This is a genomic window from Streptomyces sp. YIM 98790 (assembly GCF_011421595.1).
Classification (GTDB): domain Bacteria; phylum Actinomycetota; class Actinomycetes; order Streptomycetales; family Streptomycetaceae; genus Streptomyces.
The window spans coordinates 1-19,593 of record NZ_WTLH01000016.1; the positions used below are offsets into that span (position 1 = coordinate 1).

At 74.0% G+C, this 19,593-nt stretch carries 23 protein-coding genes; 10 read left to right on the top strand and 13 right to left on the bottom strand.

Translation table 11 applies throughout. The features are described 5' to 3' along the window. From GQS09_RS04980 to rpmG, 5 genes are all read right to left on the bottom strand, one after another. The coding region (locus GQS09_RS04980; RefSeq protein WP_243761129.1) for an NAD(P)-binding domain-containing protein at positions 1-1,333 on the bottom strand (1,333 nt) is incomplete at its 3' end. Positions 1,334-1,697: 364 nt separating this feature from the next. After that, entirely contained in the window at positions 1,698-1,868 is a 171-nt protein-coding gene (gene rpmF / locus GQS09_RS04985; RefSeq protein WP_165984748.1) for a 50S ribosomal protein L32, read from the bottom strand. Positions 1,869-1,895: 27 nt separating this feature from the next. After that, positions 1,896-3,020 carry a GTP-binding protein gene (locus GQS09_RS04990; protein ID WP_207957479.1) on the bottom strand — a complete coding sequence of 375 codons (1,125 nt, stop codon included), beginning with the start codon at positions 3,018-3,020 and terminating at the stop codon, positions 1,896-1,898. A 38-nt stretch (positions 3,021-3,058) separates the two neighbouring features. After that, entirely contained in the window at positions 3,059-3,340 is a 282-nt protein-coding gene (locus GQS09_RS04995; protein ID WP_165984750.1) for a type B 50S ribosomal protein L31, read from the bottom strand. 66 nt (positions 3,341-3,406) lie between these two features. Then, a complete protein-coding gene (gene rpmG / locus GQS09_RS05000; RefSeq protein ID WP_165984751.1) occupies positions 3,407-3,571 on the bottom strand; it encodes a 50S ribosomal protein L33 in 165 nt (54 codons plus the stop codon). A gap of 89 nt (positions 3,572-3,660) precedes the next feature. Between rpmG and rpmB the strand changes: the two genes are divergently transcribed. The 7 genes from rpmB to GQS09_RS05035 all read left to right on the top strand — a co-directional run bounded on the left by rpmB (position 3,661) and on the right by GQS09_RS05035 (position 7,932). After that, on the top strand, positions 3,661-3,897 hold the full coding sequence (gene rpmB, locus GQS09_RS05005) for a 50S ribosomal protein L28 (RefSeq protein ID WP_165984752.1): 237 nt from the start codon (positions 3,661-3,663) through the stop codon (positions 3,895-3,897). Continuing rightward, on the top strand, positions 3,897-4,202 hold the full coding sequence (gene rpsN, locus GQS09_RS05010) for a 30S ribosomal protein S14 (RefSeq protein ID WP_165984753.1): 306 nt from the start codon (positions 3,897-3,899) through the stop codon (positions 4,200-4,202). The genes rpmB and rpsN overlap by 1 nt, the downstream gene beginning before the upstream one ends. A 165-nt stretch (positions 4,203-4,367) precedes the next feature. After that, entirely contained in the window at positions 4,368-5,027 is a 660-nt protein-coding gene (locus tag GQS09_RS05015; RefSeq protein ID WP_165984754.1) for a hypothetical protein, read from the top strand. Positions 5,028-5,067: 40 nt separating this feature from the next. After that, positions 5,068-5,355, top strand: coding sequence for a hypothetical protein (locus tag GQS09_RS05020; RefSeq protein WP_165984755.1), 288 nt, complete (start codon positions 5,068-5,070; stop codon positions 5,353-5,355). A gap of 18 nt (positions 5,356-5,373) precedes the next feature. Beyond that, positions 5,374-6,597: a putative T7SS-secreted protein gene (locus GQS09_RS05025; RefSeq protein WP_165984756.1), complete on the top strand. Its 1,224-nt coding sequence runs from the start codon at positions 5,374-5,376 to the stop codon at positions 6,595-6,597. 105 nt (positions 6,598-6,702) lie between these two features. After that, positions 6,703-7,308, top strand: coding sequence for a hypothetical protein (locus GQS09_RS05030; RefSeq protein WP_165984757.1), 606 nt, complete (start codon positions 6,703-6,705; stop codon positions 7,306-7,308). A gap of 108 nt (positions 7,309-7,416) precedes the next feature. Then, positions 7,417-7,932 (top strand): hypothetical protein, encoded by a 516-nt coding sequence (locus GQS09_RS05035; RefSeq protein WP_165984758.1) that lies wholly within the window; start codon positions 7,417-7,419, stop codon positions 7,930-7,932. A gap of 50 nt (positions 7,933-7,982) precedes the next feature. On the opposite strand, the gene GQS09_RS05040 is transcribed toward GQS09_RS05035, so the two are convergent. The 6 genes from GQS09_RS05040 to GQS09_RS05065 form a co-directional block, all read right to left on the bottom strand. Further along, a complete protein-coding gene (locus tag GQS09_RS05040; RefSeq protein WP_165984759.1) occupies positions 7,983-8,702 on the bottom strand; it encodes a spermidine synthase in 720 nt (239 codons plus the stop codon). Between the two features lie 173 nt (positions 8,703-8,875). Next, positions 8,876-9,667, bottom strand: a complete 792-nt coding sequence (locus GQS09_RS05045; protein ID WP_165984760.1) for a formyl transferase — start codon at positions 9,665-9,667, stop codon at positions 8,876-8,878. Next, complete coding sequence (gene sbnB / locus GQS09_RS05050; protein WP_165984761.1) at positions 9,667-10,767, bottom strand: 2,3-diaminopropionate biosynthesis protein SbnB; 1,101 nt, start codon at positions 10,765-10,767, stop codon at positions 9,667-9,669. The genes GQS09_RS05045 and sbnB overlap by 1 nt, the downstream gene beginning before the upstream one ends. Next, positions 10,760-11,752 carry a 2,3-diaminopropionate biosynthesis protein SbnA gene (gene sbnA, locus GQS09_RS05055; RefSeq protein WP_165984762.1) on the bottom strand — a complete coding sequence of 331 codons (993 nt, stop codon included), beginning with the start codon at positions 11,750-11,752 and terminating at the stop codon, positions 10,760-10,762. Before sbnA ends, sbnB begins: the two co-directional genes overlap by 8 nt. Before the next feature lie 76 nt (positions 11,753-11,828). Beyond that, positions 11,829-12,995, bottom strand: a complete 1,167-nt coding sequence (locus GQS09_RS05060) for a glutamate--cysteine ligase (protein WP_243761126.1) — start codon at positions 12,993-12,995, stop codon at positions 11,829-11,831. Positions 12,996-13,188: 193 nt separating this feature from the next. Further along, complete coding sequence (locus tag GQS09_RS05065) at positions 13,189-15,396, bottom strand: SpoIIE family protein phosphatase (RefSeq protein ID WP_165984763.1); 2,208 nt, start codon at positions 15,394-15,396, stop codon at positions 13,189-13,191. 162 nt (positions 15,397-15,558) lie between these two features. On the opposite strand from GQS09_RS05065, the gene GQS09_RS05070 reads away from it, so the two are divergent. After that, positions 15,559-16,734: a pyridoxal-phosphate dependent enzyme gene (locus GQS09_RS05070; RefSeq protein WP_313895995.1), complete on the top strand. Its 1,176-nt coding sequence runs from the start codon at positions 15,559-15,561 to the stop codon at positions 16,732-16,734. A 92-nt stretch (positions 16,735-16,826) separates the two neighbouring features. Here the strand turns inward: GQS09_RS05070 and GQS09_RS05075 are convergent, their stop codons facing one another. Then, the gene (locus tag GQS09_RS05075; RefSeq protein ID WP_165984764.1) at positions 16,827-17,018 is read right to left on the bottom strand and encodes a hypothetical protein; all 192 of its coding nucleotides are present in this window, start codon (positions 17,016-17,018) and stop codon (positions 16,827-16,829) included. A gap of 11 nt (positions 17,019-17,029) precedes the next feature. Beyond that, complete coding sequence (locus GQS09_RS05080; protein WP_165984765.1) at positions 17,030-17,878, bottom strand: helix-turn-helix transcriptional regulator; 849 nt, start codon at positions 17,876-17,878, stop codon at positions 17,030-17,032. Positions 17,879-18,155: 277 nt separating this feature from the next. Here GQS09_RS05080 and GQS09_RS05085 point away from each other — a divergent pair, with 277 nt between their 5' ends. After that, positions 18,156-18,587, top strand: coding sequence for an ATP-binding protein (locus tag GQS09_RS05085; RefSeq protein ID WP_165984766.1), 432 nt, complete (start codon positions 18,156-18,158; stop codon positions 18,585-18,587). Positions 18,588-18,825: 238 nt separating this feature from the next. Next, the gene (locus tag GQS09_RS05090) at positions 18,826-19,551 is read left to right on the top strand and encodes a lytic polysaccharide monooxygenase (RefSeq protein ID WP_165984767.1); all 726 of its coding nucleotides are present in this window, start codon (positions 18,826-18,828) and stop codon (positions 19,549-19,551) included. The last annotated feature ends 42 nt before the right edge of the window (positions 19,552-19,593 follow it).

A 19,593-nucleotide genomic window follows, 5' to 3' on the forward strand; every position in this document is an offset into this window, starting at 1 on the left:
GGGCGCCTGCGCCGATCTGGAGGGCGGCCGGGGCGGGGGCGCCGCAGCAGCCGCCCCCGGCTGCGGCGCTGTCCTGGGCGGCGCCGGGCTCGTCGAAGAGGCCCGCGCCGCCGCAGACCCCGGTCTCCGGGAGGGTCAGCTCGACGCGCTCGGCGGCCTCGCGGTCGCCGGCCAGTGCGGCGGCCAGGGAGCGGACCTGCTCGTAGCCGGTCAGGGCCAGGAAGGTGGGGGCGCGGCCGTAGGACTTCATCCCGGCGAGGTAGACGCCCTCGTCCGGGTGGGAGAGCTCCTTGACGCCGTGCGGGTAGACGGTGCCGCAGGAGTGGACGTTGGGGTCGATCAGCGGTGCCAGGGCCACCGGGGCCTGGAGGCGTTCGTCCAGGCCGAGGCGGACCTCGGAGAGGAAGGTGAGATCGGGGCGGAAGCCGGTCAGGACGACGATCTCGTCCAGCGGTTCGGTGCGGCGGCCGTCCTCGGCGAGCAGGACCAGGCGGCCGTCCTCGGCGCGTTCCACGGCGGCTGTGCGGAAGCCGGTGACGGCGCTGGCGTGGCCGTCCTCCACGGCCGCCTTGGCGCGCAGGCCCAGCGCGCCGCGCGCGGGCAGCTGGTCGGCCTCGCCGCCGCCGTAGGTCCCCGCGCCGAGGCCGCGCCGCAGAATCCACCGGGTGTGGGTGCCGGGGACGTCCCTGGCCAGTTCGGCGAGCAGGGCCAGGGCGGTGAAGGCGGAGGCGCCGGAGCCGACCACGGCGGTGCGGCGCCCGGCGTAGCGGGCGCGGGTGGCCGGGTCGGTGAGGTCCGGGACGCGGTAGGAGATGCGGTCGGCGGCGGCGCGCTCGCCGAGGGCGGGGAGGCCGTTGCCGCCCAGCGGGGCGGGCGTGGTCCAGGTGCCGGAGGCGTCGATGACGGCGCGGGCGGTCAGGCGTTCCTCGGTGCCGTCGGCGGTGGTGAGGTGGACGGTGAAGGGCTGCTGCTCGCGGTCGGCGTCCACGATCCGGTCCCGGCCGGTGCGTGCGACGCCGGTGACGGTGGCGCCGTAGCGCACCCGCGCGCCGAGGGCGTCGGCCAGCGGCTGGAGGTAGCGCTCGGCCCACTCGCCGCCGGTGGGGTAGGCGGCGGCGTCCGGCCGGACCCAGCCGGTGGGGGCGAGGAGCTTCTCGGCGGCCGGGTCGGTCACCTCCGGCCACGGGGAGAACAGCCGGATGTGCGACCACTCGCGCACCGCCGTCCCGGCGTGCGGGCCGGCCTCCAGCACCAGCGGTTCCAGGCCGCGCTCGACCAGGCGCGCGGCGGCGGCCAGACCGACGGGCCCGGCTCCGATCACCACCACGGGCAGCTCTCCGGGATCGGCGGCAGTGGCGGCGGCGTCGGTGGCCTCGGTGGCGTCGGCGTTCTCGGTGGCCTGGGTGTTCACGGCTGCTCCCTGCTGCATCGGTGACTGCTTCGACGGACGTCGATGCAAGCGCCAGCATGACATCTGGATCGATGGACGTCAACATAGACATCCGTCTCATCAGATGCGGCGGGGAGTGCACCGAGGCGTCGGCGCCGGACGCGACCCGGCACCGGCAAGGGGAATCGCTCCCCTGCATTGCTCGTACTGCTGATGGCCCGTCACTCCGCCGGGCGGCCCGCCGGTGCCCGGGCGGGCCCCGCCCCGCGGCACACCGCGAGAGGGGGCCCGCCCCGCACGGGCACGGTCAGTCCTCCGGCCTCAGCAAGCCGCGCCGGTAGGCGGGGACGAGAGAGCGGGGGACGCGGAAGGTACGGCCGTCGACGGTGACGGTCACCAGCTGCGGCGCGGCGGCCTTCCACCGGGCCCGCCGGTGGCGGGTGTTGCTGCGGGACATCTTGCGCTTGGGCACGGCCATGGACTGCTCCTCCTGGGGGCTGTGGGGTCAGGATCGGGTGGCGGGGTCGAGCCAGGTGTCGAAGACGGCGGGCAGCCGTCGCCAGGCGTCCGGGCCGGCGGCGTGCTCCTCGGGAGTCAGCAGGCAGGAGTCCAGCAGGGCGGCCAGGCCGCCGCGGTCCAGGCCGGGACCGGTGAAGACCAGGTGCTGGCCGCGGTCGCCGTGCACCGGGTCCCAGTCCAGGGCGGCGGCGATCCGCCGCTCCGGCGGGACGAGGTCCCAGGCGCCTTCCGGGAGCGCCGCCAGCCAGGGGCCGGCGCTCTCCACGCACAGCGCGCCCCCGGCGGCGTCCCAGGACAGCAGGACGTCGGGGCGGTCGGCCAGCCAGAACCGGCCCCGGCTGCGCACGGCCGCGCAGGCGATCTCCTCCAGGGCCCGGTGCAGCCGTTCGGGGTGGAAGGGGCGGCCGGCCCGCCACACCAGGGTGGCCACGCCCGCCTCCTCGGCGGGCTGCGGCAGCCGCGCGCAGGCCGGATGCTGCGCGGCGGCCGCCGCCTCCGGATCGAAGCCGGCGAAGGCCAGCCCGGTCAGCGCGGCGGAGTCGGCGGTGACCTGACGCGCGGTCGGGTGCAGCTGCCACAGCAGCGCGAGATCCTCCGGCCCGGCGGGCTCGCCGCCCTCGGCGACGGCCAGCACCGGCGGGTACTCCAGCTGGCGGGCGAAGGTGTCGGCCACCACCCGGTGGTCGCCGGGAGCCACCGCCAGCCCGGCCGCCGCCAGATCGTCACCGTTGGCCAGGCACGGCAGCACCAGCGCCGGGTCGACGGCGGTGACCACACCGCTCAGCCGCACCGCCTCGCCGCACCGGCCGGCGATCAGCTCGGCGATGCCGCGCGGCTCCACCGACTCCCACAGCTCGACCACCGCCAGGCCGTACCGCCCGGCCGCGGACAGGCTCCGGAGCAGTCCGGGCAGGTCCTCGCGGAGCGCGCAGCAGCCGCAGTCCTCCACCGGCGGCAGCACGGCGGACTCCACCTCCCCCACCGCGTCGCCGAGGACGCGGCGGACCGGGCCGCCCTCCGCGGCCCGTGACAGGTCGTGGTGCACCGCCAGCGAGCCGGGCACGGTGCGCAGCAGGTGCCCGACGGCCGCGGCGCGGGCCTCGGCGTGCATGCCGGCGACCAGCACCACGGGCAGCGCGGGGCGCCCGGTCACCGGGCCGCCTCCCCGCCGCCGTCCCTGCCGCCGTCCCTGCCGCCGTAGCGCTGCCGGAACCGCTCCACCCGGCCGGCGGTGTCCAGCACCCGGGCCCGGCCGGTGTAGAAGGGGTGGCTCGCGGAGGAGATCTCCACATCGACGAGCGGATAGGTGTTGCCGTCCTCCCACTCGATGGTCCGGTCGCTGGTGGCGGTGGAGCGGGTGAGGAAGGCGAATCCGGCGGCGCGGTCGCGGAAGACGACCGGGCCGTACGGCGGATGGATACCTGGCTTCATGACGTCGTGGTCCTTGCTCTGGGTCCGGGGCTGCGGGGCGGCGGGGCTGCGGGGCGGCCGGAGGGGTCAGCGCTCTTCGCGGAAGTCGACATGACGCCGCACCACCGGGTCGTACTTGCGCAGCACCATGCGGTCGGGGTCGTTACGGCGGTTCTTGCGGGTGACGTAGGTGTAGCCGGTGCCCGCGGTGGAGCGGAGCTTGATGACCGGGCGGAGTTCACTGCGTGCCATGCGAGGTAGCATACGACAACGATTTTCATTAGCGTGAGGCTCCCGCGCTTCGCGGCGGCCGCGCAGACGTTCCCGGAGGTAACGCCACCTTGTCCGCCCGCTGCCAGCTGACCGGCACCCAGCCGGGCTTCGGCAACCGCATCTCGCACTCCCACCGGCGCACCCGGCGCCGGTTCGACCCCAACATCCAGCGCAAGCGCTACTGGCTGCCCAGCGAGAACCGCTGGATCCGCCTCACCCTCAGCGCCCGCGGCATCAAGACCGTGGACGTCATCGGCATCGAGGCCGCCGTCGCCCGCATCCGCGCCCGCGGGGAGAAGATCTGATGGCCAAGAAGAGCAAGATCGCCAAGAACGAGCAGCGCCGCGCGATCGTCGCCCGCTACGCCGCCCGCCGCGCCGAACTGAAGGAGATCATCCGCCGCCCGGACACCCCGCCCGAGGCACGCGAGGCCGCACAGCGCGAACTGCGCCGCCAGCCGCGCGACGCCAGCGCCACCCGGCTGCGCAACCGGGACAGCACCGACGGCCGCCCCCGCGGCCACCTGCGCAAGTTCGGTCTCTCCCGGGTGAGCTTCCGCCACCAGGCCCACGCCGGCCACCTGCCGGGCGTCACCAAGTCCTCCTGGTGACCCACGGCCGGGTCGCGGCCCCCGGCCCCGCCCCGCGACCCGGCCAGCCCCGGCCACCCCCGGCAAGGCCCGGACGAACCGGGCCCGTTCGGCCGGGGGCGGGCGGGTCGGTAGGCTGCCCGGGGTACGGCCGGTCCGCGTGGGCGGTGACGGCCGGTGGCAGCGATGCGGAGCAGGGGGGATCTGGAGGACATGGACCCGACCCGGGAGCCGGAGGCCGCCGGCGCGCAGCGCCCCGTCTCGTACCGGCTGATCACCCCGCTGGAGTGGTTCCGCATCCCGCTCGCCTCCGAGGAGGCCCGCAACCGGTCGGTCCGGGTGCTGGTGGACCGGACCTTCCCGAACCGGGACCAGGACACGGTCCGGCGCCGGGAGTTCGCCGAGCTGATCGGCAACCTCGCCTGGGAATCGGCCGTCAAGGACGGCCTGGAGCTGTATCTGTCGACCCAGGCGGTCCTGGGTGTGCCCGTTCCGGCGGCGCTCGTGGTCACCGTGGAGGCACCGGACGAGCCCGGCAGCAGCCTCCAGGCGCCGCCCGCCGTGCTGGCCGAGGCGCAGCAGCGCGAGTATCCCGGCGCCGAGGTCGGGGTGGTCTCGCTGGCGGCCGGGCAGTCGGTGCGGGTCCGCCGCTCCGAAGTCCCCGCGCATGCCGAGGAACTGGGTGCGCCGCAGGGGCGGACGAGTACGCTGCTGACGCACATCGTGCCGGTCCCGGACACCGGGGCGCTGCTGGTGCTGTCGTTCAGCACCCCGCTGGAGGAACTGGCGGACGCCCTGGTGGAGGTGTTCGACGCGATCGCCGGGTCCCTTCGATGGCAGGAGTGAGGCCGCACACCACCGGGGAACGTTTCCGAGGAGACACGTCTTGAGCGATCACGATCTGTCGATCAGATACCAGGAGGTGCGCGATCTCGGCCTGGGGCTGGAGATCGTGGCCGGTGAGCTGGAGGCGTCGGAGGACATCGCCGAGGACTACGCCGAGCAGGTGAGCCACGACGACCTCGCTGACGCCCTTGAGGAGTTCGCGAGCAACTGGTCCGACAAGCGCACCGAACTCGTGGAGAGCATCCGAGCCGTCGCGTGGATGGCGGAGCTGGCCGGCGACACCTTCCAGGGCCTGGACCGGGACCTGGCCGACGCCGTGCAGGAATGACGGGGGACAACAGCCCACATGCGAGCGAAAGACTGGACGCCCCTCACCGAGGACGGCAAGGACCCGGTGCCCGGTGACTGGGAGGCGGTCAAGGACGCCGCCGAGCAGTACGCGGGCATGGCCGACCTGATCCGGCGGTGCAGCGACACCCTTGTCGCGGTGGACGAGGACTCCCAGTGCTGGGTGGGCGAGTCGGCCAACGCGTTCCGGGAGCACGCCACCGATCTCGGGGACCGGCTCGGCAAGGCGCACGGCCGCTACGAGACCACCGCCGAGGCCCTGGACACCTACTGGCCGGTGCTGCGCGACGCGCAGGAGGAGAGCGAGGAACTGCGGCGCCAGGCGGTGGCGGCGCAGGAGACCATCGACACCTACGGCCCCAAGGCCGAGGAGGCCGAGGACGAGGACTCCGAGTTCCACGACCAGTGCGAGTTCTATCAGGAGCAGTGCAGCACGGCGGAATCCTGCCTGCAGGGCCTGCGGACCCGGCTGGGAGAGATCGTCGCCGAGAAGAACGCGGCGGCCGCGGCGGCCGCCGAGGACATCCGCGACTTCATCAAGAACGACGGCCTGAAGAACAAGGGCGGCTTCTGGCAGGGGCTCCAGGACGTCCTCGGCACCATCGGCACCGTCGCCGGGAAGATCGCCGGCTACGCGGGCATGGCGGCACTCGTGCTGGGATGGGTGCCCATCCTCGGCCAGGCCCTGGCGCTCATCGCCATCGTCGGAACCGCGCTGTCGCTGGTCGGGAACCTGGTCAACGGGAACTGGAAGGGCGTGGCCCTCGACACCCTGGGCCTGCTCGCCCCCGGCATCGGGCGCGCGGTCGGGAAGCTGGCGACCGCCGCCGGCAAAATGAACAAGCTGAAGGGCTACAGCACCGTCCTGCAGCGGGGCAAGGGGTCGCTCAACCGGGCCACCCGCACCCGCAACGCGCAGGAGGCGATGGGCGCCACCAAGACCCAGCTGCGCAACAGCGCCACCCAGGCCCGCACCGCGTCCCCGAACAGCCTGTCCAGCTTCGGCCGGGAGACCTTCGAGGGTGTGCGGGACCAGTTCCTGTTCCGGGGCGGCGGCCCGACGCCCGGCGGCGTCATGGAGCGCGCCGGCGACATCGCGCCGCTGGTGCGCAGCGGCCAGTGGGGGCTCGCCGCCTCCACCACCGCCGCGCACACCGGCTACGCTGCGGTCAACGCGGGCGGGGCGGTGATCGCGGCCAACTCGGTCTACGACTTCATCTGATCCGCCGGACCCGCAGCCGGGCGGCAGCCGGGACGGGCGGGATGACCGGGACGGGCGGGACGGCCGGGAGGCGGCCACCGGAACCGGAGAAGGGAGCGAGGGCACGTGCACAGGTACACGGGGGGATTCCCCTTCGAGGAACCGGAGTGGGTGCAGCTCGTCGTCTCCGATCCCGAGGGCGCGGAGCGGGCCGCGCAGCAGATCGCGGACCGGGGCGGCGAGGAGGACCCGCAGTACGCGGAGGCGGTCTACCCGGAGCTGCGCACGGTGCAGGAGCGGGCGGCCGAACGGGGTGCCGCACCGGTGGCCGTCTATGTGCCCGACGTGCGCCCGGCCGCCCCGCCGCTGGTGCCGGCCACCGCGTTCATGATGCTGCAGGAGCCGCCCGAGGCGGGGCGCACCCTTGACGCGCTGTCGGCGCTGGCCCGCGAACCGCGCGGCTACCGGCTCCAGGAACCCGAGGTGCGGACGGTGGAGCTGCCGCTGGGCCCGGCCTGCCGGGTGCGGGAACTCGCCTACGACGGGGAGACCGCGGACGGCCGCGAAGTGCTGGTGGAGTACCTCACGCACCATGTGCTGTCCCCCGTCTTCCCCGAGGGCGTGGTCGAATTCACGGTGAGCTGGACGCCGCTGGCGCTCGGCCCGGCCATGCTGGAGACGGCCGACGAGATGGCGGCCGGTCTGACGCTGTCGGCCGGCCGGGACGGCTGAGAAGGCTGTGAACGCTGTGCAGGCTGCGACGGCCGGGACCGCCCGGGACGGCCGGGAGCGCCCGGAGAGCCGGGGACCACGGCCGGCACCGAGGAACGGAGAGGGAACGTGTCGCTGACCGAGGCCGAACAGCGCAGGGCCGCGGCCCTGGGCACCGCAGTCGCCGTCCCCGCCCTCACCGGCGCCGTGCTGCTCACCCTGGGCCTGGGGGAACGGCTGACCTCCTGGGCCCGGGACTGGCCGGGCGGCGCGGCCGGATTCACCGTCACCCTTGCGCTGGCCTCGGCGGTGTCGCTGCTGGTGCTGGCCGCGACCTGCCTGATGTACGCCTGGCCGGAGCGGACCCCGGACCGCCTGCGGCTGCCGGCCCGGGCCCGTACCGTGTGCGCGGTCCTGGCCGGCCTGGTCGCGTGCTTCGCCTCGGTGCCCCTGGCGATGACGCTGCGCCGGCCGGGAGCCCGTGAACTGGGCTGCGATCCGAACGAGCTGTTCTGCTACCTCCACACCGAGGAGCCGGGGGCCATGCCGGTGTGGATCGGCGTCTTCCTCACCGTCTGTCTCCTGGGTTCCCTCGGCCTCTACTTCCTCCTCGCCCGGCCGCGCGCCGCCGCCCGCCTGCGGTGACCTGCCGCCCGCCCCGGCGGCGGCGTGCGCGGCGGGCTCAGCCGGCGGGCTCAGCCGGCGGGTCTGCGGGAGACGTACACGGTGTTGGCCGCGGTGCCGCCGTGCACGGGGTTGGGGAAGCGCACCACGTGCGCCTCGACGTCGGTGAACACCTGGGCGAGAACGCCGCGGAAGGAGTCCCGGGGCGGGTCGTCGGACCACAGGGCGAAGACTCCGCCCGGCCGCAGGTGCCCCGACAGGGCTTGCAGGCCCGCCTCGGTGTAGAACCCGGCGTTGTCCGGGCGCAGCAGGTGGTCCGGGGAGTGGTCGATGTCCAGCAGCACCGCGTCGAACTGCCGCCGCGGCCGGTGCGGGTCGAATCCGTCACCGGCGGCCATGGCGAAGAAGTCGCCGTGCACCAGGCGGCAGCGGGGGTCGCCGGTCAGCCGCCCGCCGAGCGGCACCAGTTCCCGCCGGTGCCAGGAGATCACCTGCTCCAGGGCCTCCACCACCAGCAGCGCACGGACCCGGCTGTCCTGGAGGGCCGTCACCGCGGTGTGGCCCAGCCCCAGTCCGCCGACCACGACCTCGGGGGCGGGGCTCGCCGATGCCGCCAGACCGAGCGTGGCCAGGGCCTCCTCCCCGGCCGTGAACAGGTCGGACATCAGGAACTCGTCGCCGAGTTTCACCTCGTGGATCTGCCTGCCGGAGACCGGCTCGATACGGCGGCGCAGGCTGATGTCCCCCATCGGGGTGCGCTGCCAGTCCAGTTCCGCGAATCGCACGCCCATGGCAAACCGTCCTCGTCCGTCTGTCGTCTGTCCCCGGTCCCGGTCCCGGTCCCGGCCCCGGCCCCCGCCCGGTCCGGTCCGGTCCGGCCGCGTCGGCGGCTGCTCGTCACGGCCACGACGGGAACCGCGAGGGGAGGCCACTCCTATCACACCGCGGCCGGCCCGGGCCGTGGTCAGGGGGTTCGGGGGCGCCGGGGGCGGAGGCGGGTCCGGGTGCGGCGCAGCCAGTGGATCATGTCGTGGGAGGGACCGCGGTCGCGTGTCCGGTAGGTCCTGCCGACGGAGGCGGGCTGGGGTGTGGCCGGGAGTTCGGTCCCCTCCTCCAGCCGCTGCAGATGGGCGAGCAGCCGGTGGATGGCGAGCCGCTCGGCGCGGCAGTACAGCTGCTCTGCCGTCTCCGTTCCCGTCATGGGCGGCCGGACGGTTTCGATGACGGGCCCGGCGTCGACCCCGGTGGTGACGTGGTGGATCGTCGACCCGACGCGGTCGGGGCGGCCGTGGTGGAGCGCGAAGAAGAAGCAGTGGTTTCCGCGGTAGTACGGGAGCAGGCCGCCGTGCACGTTGACCATGCGCGGGCCGGCCGCTCTGATGATCCGGGCCTTCAGGACCGAGCATCCGATGATCACGGTCACATCGGGCCGGGCCAGTCGCAGCGCGGCCTCGGCCTCGGGGGCGTTCGCCGACGGCACGTGCAGGCGCAGGGTGCGGCCGTCGGGCGGGGGGAGGGGGTGCCCGGCGAAGTAGTTCCTGCGGTAGCGGTTCTTCCCGGTCAGGCGCCGGCGCCGCCGGTGGTAGACGCTGTAGGCCCAGTCCCGGTACTTCCGGCGGCGGCGCAGCGCCCGGATCTTCTCGCTCTCCGGCTCGACCACCACGAGCGGCACCGTGAACCGGGAGCGCAGCAGGGACTCCAGGTACCGGTGGTGGTGATCGTCGGAGTGGATGACGGCCACCCGGAGTCCGGGCATCAGCGGCTCCCTCCGCGGGCCGGCGGTCCCTGTTCCTCTTCCCGTTCCTCTTCCCCCGCTGTTCCCGGCCCCTGCGGGTGGTGGTGGCCGGGCCATCTGCGGGTCTCGCCGAAGAAGTCGGGGACGGTGACCGTGGTGCCCGCCTGCCGGGCCCGGCCGAGCACGTGGGCGCCGACCGCGATGTCCAGGACGCCCAGCCCGAAGGGGGAGAAGACCACCGGGCGGTCCCCCGCCGGGCGGACGCTGCCGTCCAGCACGCCGGCGAGGGTCCCGGTGACGAAGTCGCGCCTTCCGGTGCGCTGTTCCGCCAGGTGCGGGGAGGTACCGGCGGTCAGGCAGTGGTCGACGTCGTCCAGGATGTTGTCGGCCTGGAGGATCACCTCCGGCGCGAGATCCCGCAGGGAGATGTGCAGGACGAGCTGTCCGGGCTTGAAGGGGGCGTGCACATACGGGGTCGTGGCGGTGGTCGCGAACACCACGGTCTCGCACTCCAGGGCGCTGCCCGGGTCCGGGGCGAAGGAGGCCCGCTGTCCGTGGGCCGCCGCGAGGTGCGCCGTGAGGGCCCGGCCGGATGCCTCGTCGAGGTCGTGGACGACGAAGCGGTCCGGCAGGCAGTCCGCGGCCACCAGGTAGTCGCAGACGGCGCGGGCGATGACGCCGGCGCCGACCACGCCGATCCGGGTGTCCCGGTGGCCCCGGGGCCGCAGTGCGCGGGCCGCCACGGCCGCCGACGCACCGGTGCGCGCGGCGCTGATGCCGGCGGCCTCCAGGCAGGCGACCGGGTGGCCGGTCCCGTAGTCGTTGAGGATCAGGACGGCCGAGGCCCGGGGCAGGCCGGCGGCGGTGTTGGCCGGGAATCCGGAGACCCATTTGATCCCGGCGAGTGCGGCCTGCCCGCCGTCGCCGGTGAGGTGGGCCGGGAGGGCGATGATCCGCGCCTCCGGCTTCCCGGGGAAGCGCAGGAAGCAGCTCGGCGGGTTGACGGTCTCTCCCCTGCCGTGGGCGCGGTAGGTGTCCTCGACGAGCGCCAGGATCTCCGGGCGCCCGGTGTCGAGGACGGAGCGGACCGCCGGGCCGGGAACGATCACGAAGTCAAACACGGCTCACATCCTTCGCCGCGGGAGCGGGCGTGCCGGCTGCGAGCAGGTGCGGCCATCTGCGGGCCACCCACTCGTCGTCGTAGATGGTGTCCAGGTAGTGCATGCCCAGGTCCGGGGAGATCGCGACCACCACGCTGCCGTGCGGGATGCGCCGGGACTCGCGGCGCAGCGCGGCGAGGACGCTTCCGGTCGATCCGCCGGCGAGCAGCCCGCGCTCCTTCGCCAGGGCCCGGCATGCCTGCACCGTGTCGGCCTCGCTGACGACGACCACCTGGTCGGTCAGTGTCTCGTCGAGTATCTCCGGACGTCTGCTGGCGCCCATCCCGGGGACGCAGCGCCGTCCGGGAGGGCCGCCGAATATCACCGAGCCCTCGACGTCGACGGCGACGATCCGGGTCCGCGGGCTGTGCTGCCTGAGGTAGGAGGCGCAGCCCATGAGGGTTCCGGTGGTTCCCGCGGCGATGAAGAGTTCGTCGACGCGGTCGAACTGCTCGACGACGGCGCGGCCGGTGCGGGCCCGGTGCGCCTCCACACCGGCGGGGTTGGCGTACTGGTTCAGCCAGTGCAGGGTGGGGTCGCGCAGCATCCGCAGCCGGATGTACTCGATGCGGGAGTTGAGGTATCCGCCGTTCCGGTCCCGGCGGCTGATGACGACGACCTCGGTTCCGAGCGCTTCCATCATCCGGATCGACTGCGCGTTGGTGTTGGGGTCGGTCACGCAGGTGAGGGGATACCCCTTGGCCGCGCAGATGACGGACAGCGCGATGCCCAGATTTCCCGAAGTCGATTCGATGAGCCGGGTCCGCGGACGAATGCACCCGGCCTTCTCCGCCTCCTCGACGAGCGCCACCGCGGTTTTGATCTTGATCGAGCCCGCCGGATTGCATGCCTCGATCTTCAGGAAGCCGCTGCTGCCGGGAACGTATTCGTCTATCCGGAGAAACACGTCCTCCACGACGAGGTCATGGGCTTCGTTCGCGATCATGTGACCGCCTCCCTCGGGATGTGGCGGGCGGGCCCGGCCGCCGCCCGTGCGGACGCCGCGCCCGGCATGCCCGGCCTCAGCCCAGATCGCCCGCGGGGGTCTGGGCCGCCAGCAGGTGCACGACGTCGGTGAGGCGTCCGCGGCGGCGGAAGGCGGCACGCTGCCGGTCGGCTCCGGTACCGGCCGCCCGCAGCCGCCGCAGGCCCGTGCCGGCCAGCCGGCGGTCGCCGGTCTCCTCCAGTGCCGGGCCGATGTGCCGCTCCAGGGCGTCGACGACCGCGCCGGTCTCCGTGACGCCTCCGGTGACGGGGTCCATGCACTGCCCGTGCAGTCCGTCGCGCGCCGCCCGCCAGCAGCCCGCCCGCAGCAGGTCCGGCGACAGGGGCGGACCGGGGTCGCCGCGGGCGACGGCGTGCAGGGCCGTCACGGCGAGGCCGCGGACCAGGGTGGCGAACAGCACGCTCTCCTCGGCGGTCATCGGCACGTCGGCGACCCGGACCTCAAGGGTGGGGTAGCGGGTGGAGGGCCGGATGTCCCAGAAGAGACTGCGCCGGTCCACCAGGGCGCCGCTGTCGGACAGCGCGTCCACCAGCCGGTCGTGGTCCTCCAGGGAGGGGAAGTACGGCGGCGGGCCCGAGACCGGCCAGCGGCCCCACAGCATCCGGCGCCAGCTCGCGTAGCCGGTGTCCCGTCCGGCGAAGTAGGGGGAATTGGCCATGAGCGCGCTCAGCACGGGAATCCAGGGGCGCAGATGGTTGCTCACCAGCACCGCGCGTTCCGGGTCCGGTATGCCGATGTGCACGTGGACGGCACAGATGAAATGCTCCGCCACCAGCCCCCGGTAGGTGTCCGACTGGGAGAGGTAGCGGGGAAGGCCGGTCACCCGCAGCGGGGCCGCGCCGTCGAGCGGTGCGGTGCCGCAGGCGATGGCGCTGGCCCCGGCGGCCCCGGCCGCGTCGGCGACGGATGCCCGCATCCGCCCGATCTGCCGCCGGAGTTCGGCGGCCTCGGTGCACGGCGGGGTCTGTGCCTCCACCTGGCACTGCCCCAGTTCGGTGGTGACCATGTCCCCCAGCGCCGCCTCGGCGTGGCGGACCGCATCGCCCGCGCCGGAGACAACGCGATGGCTCACCGGGTCCACCAGAAGGTACTCCTCCTCCACCCCCATGGTCATGCCCGCGTGGGTCGCATGTCCCGGCTCAAAGGCATCGCCCGTGGGCAACGCCATGACGTCACCGGTCATGATCCCCACGGTAGGAGATGTGCCGGACCGCCGCATCCCGGGCCGGGACGGCGGCGGGGCGGGGAATGCGGGGAAGGGAACGGGCGAAGGAGCGGGCGCCGCGGACCGTCGGCGGGGCCGGCATTCTCCCGCGTTCCTCTGCGTTCGCCCGTGTTCTCCCGCGCTCTCCGCGTTCGCCCGCGCTCTCCCGCCCCTATCCGCCGGGCGGGGCGGCGGCCGGGCCGGGAGCCGCCGACGCGGGGGCGGCGGCCGGTGCGGGGGCCGGGGGTTCGCCGGGGAGGGGCTGTTCGGCCCAGATGGCCTTGCCGGTGGCGGTGTAGCGGCTGCCCCACCGGCGGGTGAGCTGGGCGATCAGGAACAGGCCGCGTCCGCCCTCGTCGGTCAGCCGGGCCCGGCGCAGGTGCGGCTGGGTCTGGCTGGGGTCGGAAACCTCGCAGATCAGCGTTCCGTCCCTGATCAGCCGCAGCCCGATGGGGCCTCCGGCGTAGCGGACGGCGTTGGTGACCAGTTCACTGACGATCAGTTCCGTGGTGAAGGCCAGCTCCTCCAGTCCCCAGGCCGCCAGCCGGGCGGCGGCCAGGTCACGGGCCCGGGCGACCACGGCCGGGTCGGCGGCGAACTCCCAGTGGGCGGTGGCGTCCTCGGGCAGCGCCCGCACTCTGGTCACCAGCAGCGCCGCGTCCCGGGACAGCGGTGCGGTCAGCACCCGGCCGAGCAGCTCGCGGGCGATCTCGGCGGGCGGACGGCCGTCGGCGGCGGCCCCGTCCGGCAGCAGCCCGGGGCCGGGACCGGGGCCCGGCCCGGCGGGGCACAGCAGCGCATCGGTGGCGAAGACCAGCACGCTGCCCGGCTCCAGGTACAGCTCGACGGGCTCGAAGGGCTGTCCGCCCGCTCCCAGGGCCGGGCCCGGGGCGAGCTCCACCGGCCGGGTGCGGCCGTCCGGCCCGGCCAGCAGCGGAGCCGGATGGCCCGCGCTGGCCATCACGCACCGCCCGGTGACCGGGTCGTACACGCAGTACAGGCAGCGGGTGCCGGCCGCCGCCCCCGGGCCCTGGGGCTGCTGCGGCTCGGTGGCGGCCAGCCGGATCACGAGATCGTCCAGCCGGGTGAGCAGTTCCTCCGGGGCGAGGTCCAGGTCGGCCAGGGTCTGCACGGCCGTCTGCAGCCTGCCCATGGTGGCCGCCGCGCCCAGCCCGTGCCCGGCCACGTCACCGATGACGAAGGCCACCCGGCAGGAGGACAGCTCGACCACGTCGTACCAGCAGCCGCCCACGCCCGACGCGGTACCGGCCGACACATACGTCCCGGCCGTCTCCGCGGCGCTGAGCTCCATCCCGGCCGGGGGCAGCAGACTGCGTTGCAGCGTCTCCACGGTGCGCAGCTCGCTGGTGTAGCGCCGGGCGTTCTCCAGGCTCAGCGCCGCCCGGGAGGCGATCTCCTCGATCAGCGGGACATCGCCGGGGGCGTAGGGCGCCCGTGCGCCCCTGCGCCACAGCCCCAGCACGCCCAGCACGTTGCCCCGGGCGTACAGCGGGACGAACAGCGCCGACGTCACCCCCTCCGGGAACAGCAGCCGCAGCCGCTCCTCGTCGATCTCCAGCTCCTCGCGCCAGGCGGCCATGTCGGGCACCAGCACGCTTCCGCCGCCGCGCAGGTTCTCGCTCTCCGACTCCCGGGCCCGGACGGTGTCGCCGACCTGGTACGTTCCGGCGGGCCACACGCCGTCCGCCGAGGCCACGGCGGTCCGGCGCAGCCGTGTCCCGGGGACGAACGCGTCGGCCTCCCGGCCCTCGAACACGGTGCCGGACAGGTCGATGCTGGCCAGGTCGGCGAAGGCGGGCACCAGGATCGCGGTCAGCTCCTCGGCGTTGCGGGTGATGTCCAGGGTGCGGCCGACCCGGGTGGCGGCGTCGTACAGCAGCCTGAGCCGCTGCCGGGCGACGTACTGCTCGGTGACATCGGTGAAGACGGCGGCGACGCCGACGGCGCGGCCCTGCTCGTCGGACAGCCGGAAGGCGGACAGCGACACCATCCGCTCCTCGCCGGGCGCGGCCAGCGGGCGCGCCGAGTGCTGCCAGCCGGTCAGCGGTTCCCCGCTGACGAGCACCCGCCGCAGCCGTTCCTCGATCGCCGAGGCGTCCTGCGGAACCACCAGGTCCGCCGTGCGCAGCCCGCGCAGCGGGCGCGGCTCCCGGCTTCCCGGGGCGCGCCGCCACTCCGGCCGCAGGCTGGCCCGCCGGATGCGCAGATCGGGCCCGCAGACGACCAGCCCGATGTGGCCCTGGCCGAAGAGGGCCCGGACCAGGGCACGGTCCTCCGTCCCGGGCCCGGCGGGCCCGGCGGGTCCGGCCGCACCGTCCGGCTGCCGGTCGGTGCCATGAGCATGCGGGGACGGATTCACGTGCCGGTCTCACCTCGGGAACGCGACAACTCCTGCGGCCATTGAAACCCGCCCCGGCCACCCGCGCATGGCGACGGCCGCCCCGCCCTCCGGGCGGGCGCCGGCCGGGCTTACCGTGTGTCCGGTGCTGGAAGGTTCCCCGGGAGCGGAGGGAGAGGGCCGGTGACCGATCCGGAGCACGGCGTCCCGTACCTGGCCGACGAGCGGAGCGGCCGTGCCTACGAACTGGATCCGCTGCGGTGGCGGGGCGACGACGGGGCGCCGCTGACCGTTTCGCCGCTGGCCGCGCCCGCCCCGGAGGACCTCGCCACCGGCTCCGGGACCCCCGGCGGTCCCGCCGCCCGGGGCCTGTGGCGCTACCGGGCCGCGCTCCCGCTGCCCGCCGGCCGGCCCGCCGTGACGCTCGGCGAGGGCGGTACGCCGCTCGTCGAGCGGGAGTGGGAGGGCGGGCCCGTGCGGTTCAAGCTGGAGTGGGCCAACCCGACCGGCAGTTTCAAGGACCGGGGCAGCAGCGTGATGATCTCGGCGCTGGCGGCGCGCGGCGTCACCGAGGTCATCGAGGACAGCTCCGGCAACGGCGGCTCCTCGGTCGCCGCCTACTGCGCGGCGGCCGGGATACGGGCCCGCATCCTGGTCCCGGAGGGGACCTCACCGGCCAAGATCCTCCAGAGCCGGGCGTACGGCGCGGACATCCGTCCGGTCCCCGGCGGCCGGGACGCCACGGCGGCCGAGGCCCTGCGCCAGTCGGCCGCGACCTGTTACGCCGGGCACAACTGGCACCCGTTCTTCCTCCAGGGCACCAAGACCCTCGCCTACGAGCTGTGGGAGGACCTGGGCTTCACCGCCCCGGACGCGGTGGTCACCGTGGCCGGTGCGGGCAGCATCGTGCTCGGCTGCGACCTCGGCTTCGGCGAGCTGCTGGCGGCCGGGCGGATCGCCCGGCGGCCCCGGCTGCTGGCCGCCCAGCCCGCCGCCTGCGCCCCCGTCCATGCCGCCTTCCATTCCGCCCCGGCGCCGGACTTCGGGCCGACGATCGCCGAGGGCGCGGCCATCCGGGAGCCGGTGCGGCTGCCGGAAGTGGTGGCGGCGGTCCGCCGCTCCGGCGGGGACATGGCGGCGATCGCCGAGGAGGACATCGTCGCCGCCGTCCGCGGCCTGGCCGCCCGGGGCCTGTACGCGGAGCCCACGAGCGCGGTGGCCGCCGCGGCGGTCCGCGTCTTCCGGGCCCGGGGCGCGATCCGGGACGGCGAGACCACAGTGGTGATACTCACCGGCTCCGCCCTCAAGACCCCGGCCGCCATGGACCGCCTCATCTCCCCCTCCGGCACCACCACATGACCACCGCACCGAAGTCGGCGGTCGAGAGCAACGGGGGGGCCTCAGGGGGCATGCCGATGGTGCTGGGTGATCCGGCGCAGGGGCGACGATCGTCAGAGCAGGTGGTCGGCCTTGCCGGCCTTTATCTCCCGGATGAGGGTACGCAGGGCTTCGGCCGTGTCGGTGAGGTAGTGGTTCTCCCGGCCCTGGACGGCGATGTAGGCGTTGCCCTCGGCGTCGGTACCGAACCGGAAGCAGTTGTTGCCCGCAGCGCAGAAGGGGTCTTCCCAGACGATGTCAGACATGAGCGTCCTCCTCAGAGCTGATCGGCGATCGCATGGATGAAGTCTCTCGACGCGTCGGCGGGCAGCGTGTTCTTGGCCATCCACTCCAGGTGCGCCTGGTACCGGGTGAGGTCGGTCGCGGTGTGCGTGAACACCGGTCCATGTGCCGAATCCAGTTGCACGGTGTCGAGTTGGGGGACTGCCCCTTCGGCATAGAGCATGGCGTGTCCTGCGCCCGGGAAGGCACCGCACTGCACGGGGATGACCCGGAGGGTGATGTTCTCGCGTTCCGACATCGAGCAGAGATGGCGGAGCTGCGCGCGCATCACTTCGCGGCCACCGAACTGCATGCGCAGCGCGGCCTCGTGGACGTATCCCTCGTAGGGACGGGCGATCTCGTCGACGACACGCTGGCGCTCCATGCGGTGGCGTACATGCAGTTCGACCTCAAGCCGTGACATGGGCGGCAGTCCGGAGCTGAAGACGGCACGCGCGTAGTCCTCGGTCTGAAGCAGTCCGGGCACATGCACGGTCTGGGCGGTGCGCAGGCGGGACGCGTGCCACTCCAGTTCGGCGATGTCGAGCATCCCGGCCGGCAGGGTCTCCCGGTACTGCTCCCACCAGCCGCGTTCCCGGTTGCCGGCCATCGCCACCAGTGCCTCGACGTAAGCGGTGTCTGAGCACCCGTAGTCACTCGTCATCATTCGCACACGTTCGGGGCTGATCACACGGATGCCCGACTCCATATTGGAGATCCGGGTGCGCTCCAGCCCCAGCAGACCGGCGACGTGATCGGTGCTTCTGCCCGCAGCCATACGGAGTTTTCGCAGCTCAGCGCCCAGACGTTTCTGACGCTCGGTGGGAGCGCGTCGACTTGGCATGCCGTCCCCTCTGTCGCTTCGGAGCCAGTTTGCCGCGCCTGGAGCCCGGGAGTCCAACCCATTTGAGGTAATTAGAACTAGAGCGGTGTTAATTTAACTCCCACTTCGCTAGCTTAGGGTGTCGCGCGAACCACGTACGGCTACGTCGGAAGTGCACCGCGTGGGCGTGCCCGCCTTTCCCCGGGGCGGGTGCGTTCGCGCCCGGGGAGGCGAGCCACCGGTGCGGCCGTCCATGCGCGTCTCATCGAACACCCCCTGTGCCCTGAGGAGTTCGCCCATGCCCGCCTCCCCCGTCCATGTCCCGCCGGTGCCCGCGCACTGGCTGCTGCCCGCCGATCCGGCCTCCGTGCCGCGCGCCCGCCGGGCCGTGACCGAGGCGCTGCCCGCCGGCTGCCGCCCGCAGCTCCGCGACGACCTGAGGCTGCTGGCCTCGGAACTGGTCACCAATGCGGTCCGCCACCACTCATGCGCGGACCGGGGCCAGTTGGTGGAGCTGGTGCTGTGGCCGGCCGACGGCCATTACTGGGTCGCGGTCTCGGACGGCGGCCCCGCGCTGTCGCTCGCCCCCGCCGATCCCGGGCCGGACTCCTGCGGCGGGCGTGGCCTGCTGCTGGTGGACGCGGTGTCCGCCGCCTGGGCGGTGGTGCCGCGCCCGGCCCGGGGCAAGTCGGTGGTGGCCGGAATCCGTCTGGGGCGTCACACCTCTTGACCGTGGCCGGGAACAGGTCTAGACCTAACGGGGAAGGTATAGACCTGCGGAGGGCCAGTCGTGTGTCCTGCCGGTGGTTCCGGCATGTCCGGGCCGGGCCCGCCGCCGGTCGTCCATGCACCATTTGCTCCACCTCACCCCCCCACAACGAGGCCGGGAGCCCGGAAGCGGTGCCCGTGCATGCCGCCGGTACCGCTGCGCCTCCGGGACCCCGGCCTCGGCAGAGAAGGAGTCCGGCATGCATCCGAAACGAAGACTGGCCGCCCTGATAGGCGCGGTCATCGCTCCCGTGCTCGCGGTCGCGCTTCCCGCGCCCACCGCCGCCGCACACGGCTATGTGTCCTCACCGCCCAGCAGGCAGGCGCAGTGCGCGGCGGGCACGGTGAGCTGCGGGCAGATCCAGTGGGAGCCGCAGAGCGTCGAGGGCCCCAAGGGCCTGCGCTCGTGCAGCGGCGGCAACGCGCAGTTCGCGGAGCTCGACGACGACAGCAAGGGCTGGCGGGTCACGCCCGTCGGCAGCACCGCGACCTTCACCTGGCAGCTGACCGCCCGGCACGCGACCAGCACCTGGCAGTACTTCGTCGGGAACCAGAAGGTGGCGGAGTTCCACGACGGAGGCGCACAGCCCGGCGCGACCGTCAGCCACCAGGTCAGCTTCGGCGGCCTCACCGGGCAGCAGAAGGTGCTCGCCGTCTGGAACATCGCCGACACGGCCAACGCCTTCTACGCCTGCATCGATGTGCAGATCGGTGGCGGTGGCGGCGGCGGAGGGGGCGGCGGCGGGGACGACGACCCGGCGTGCCTGCCCGCCCGCTGGGACCCGAACGCCGTGTACACCGGCGGCTCCACCGTCACCTGGAACGGTCACAACTGGCGGGCCAAGTGGTGGGTGAGGGGCGAGGAGCCCGGCACCACCGGCCAGTGGGGCGTCTGGGAGGACCTCGGCGCCTGCTCCACCGGCTGACGGCCGCCGGGGCGGGATTCCGCCACGGCCGATGCAGCCGCC

Excerpts from the sequence above, each read along its gene's own strand:
- GQS09_RS05080 (WP_165984765.1), bottom strand. The coding sequence starts at position 17,878 with ATGCCAAGTCGACGCGCTCCCACCGAGCGTCAGAAACGTCTGGGCGCT.
- GQS09_RS05040 (WP_165984759.1), bottom strand. The coding sequence starts at position 8,702 with ATGGGCGTGCGATTCGCGGAACTGGACTGGCAGCGCACCCCGATGGGG.
- GQS09_RS04995 (WP_165984750.1), bottom strand. The coding sequence starts at position 3,340 with ATGAAGCCAGGTATCCATCCGCCGTACGGCCCGGTCGTCTTCCGCGAC.
- rpmG (WP_165984751.1), bottom strand. The coding sequence starts at position 3,571 with ATGGCACGCAGTGAACTCCGCCCGGTCATCAAGCTCCGCTCCACCGCG.
- rpmF (WP_165984748.1), bottom strand. The coding sequence starts at position 1,868 with ATGGCCGTGCCCAAGCGCAAGATGTCCCGCAGCAACACCCGCCACCGG.
- GQS09_RS05015 (WP_165984754.1), top strand. The coding sequence starts at position 4,368 with ATGCGGAGCAGGGGGGATCTGGAGGACATGGACCCGACCCGGGAGCCG.
- GQS09_RS05025 (WP_165984756.1), top strand. The coding sequence starts at position 5,374 with ATGCGAGCGAAAGACTGGACGCCCCTCACCGAGGACGGCAAGGACCCG.
- GQS09_RS05075 (WP_165984764.1), bottom strand. The coding sequence starts at position 17,018 with ATGTCTGACATCGTCTGGGAAGACCCCTTCTGCGCTGCGGGCAACAAC.
- GQS09_RS05045 (WP_165984760.1), bottom strand. The coding sequence starts at position 9,667 with ATGCCCGGACTCCGGGTGGCCGTCATCCACTCCGACGATCACCACCAC.
- GQS09_RS05090 (WP_165984767.1), top strand. The coding sequence starts at position 18,826 with ATGCATCCGAAACGAAGACTGGCCGCCCTGATAGGCGCGGTCATCGCT.
- rpsN (WP_165984753.1), top strand. The coding sequence starts at position 3,897 with ATGGCCAAGAAGAGCAAGATCGCCAAGAACGAGCAGCGCCGCGCGATC.
- GQS09_RS05060 (WP_243761126.1), bottom strand. The coding sequence starts at position 12,995 with ATGACCGGTGACGTCATGGCGTTGCCCACGGGCGATGCCTTTGAGCCG.
- GQS09_RS05085 (WP_165984766.1), top strand. The coding sequence starts at position 18,156 with ATGCCCGCCTCCCCCGTCCATGTCCCGCCGGTGCCCGCGCACTGGCTG.
- sbnA (WP_165984762.1), bottom strand. The coding sequence starts at position 11,752 with ATGATCGCGAACGAAGCCCATGACCTCGTCGTGGAGGACGTGTTTCTC.
- GQS09_RS04990 (WP_207957479.1), bottom strand. The coding sequence starts at position 3,020 with ATGCACGCCGAGGCCCGCGCCGCGGCCGTCGGGCACCTGCTGCGCACC.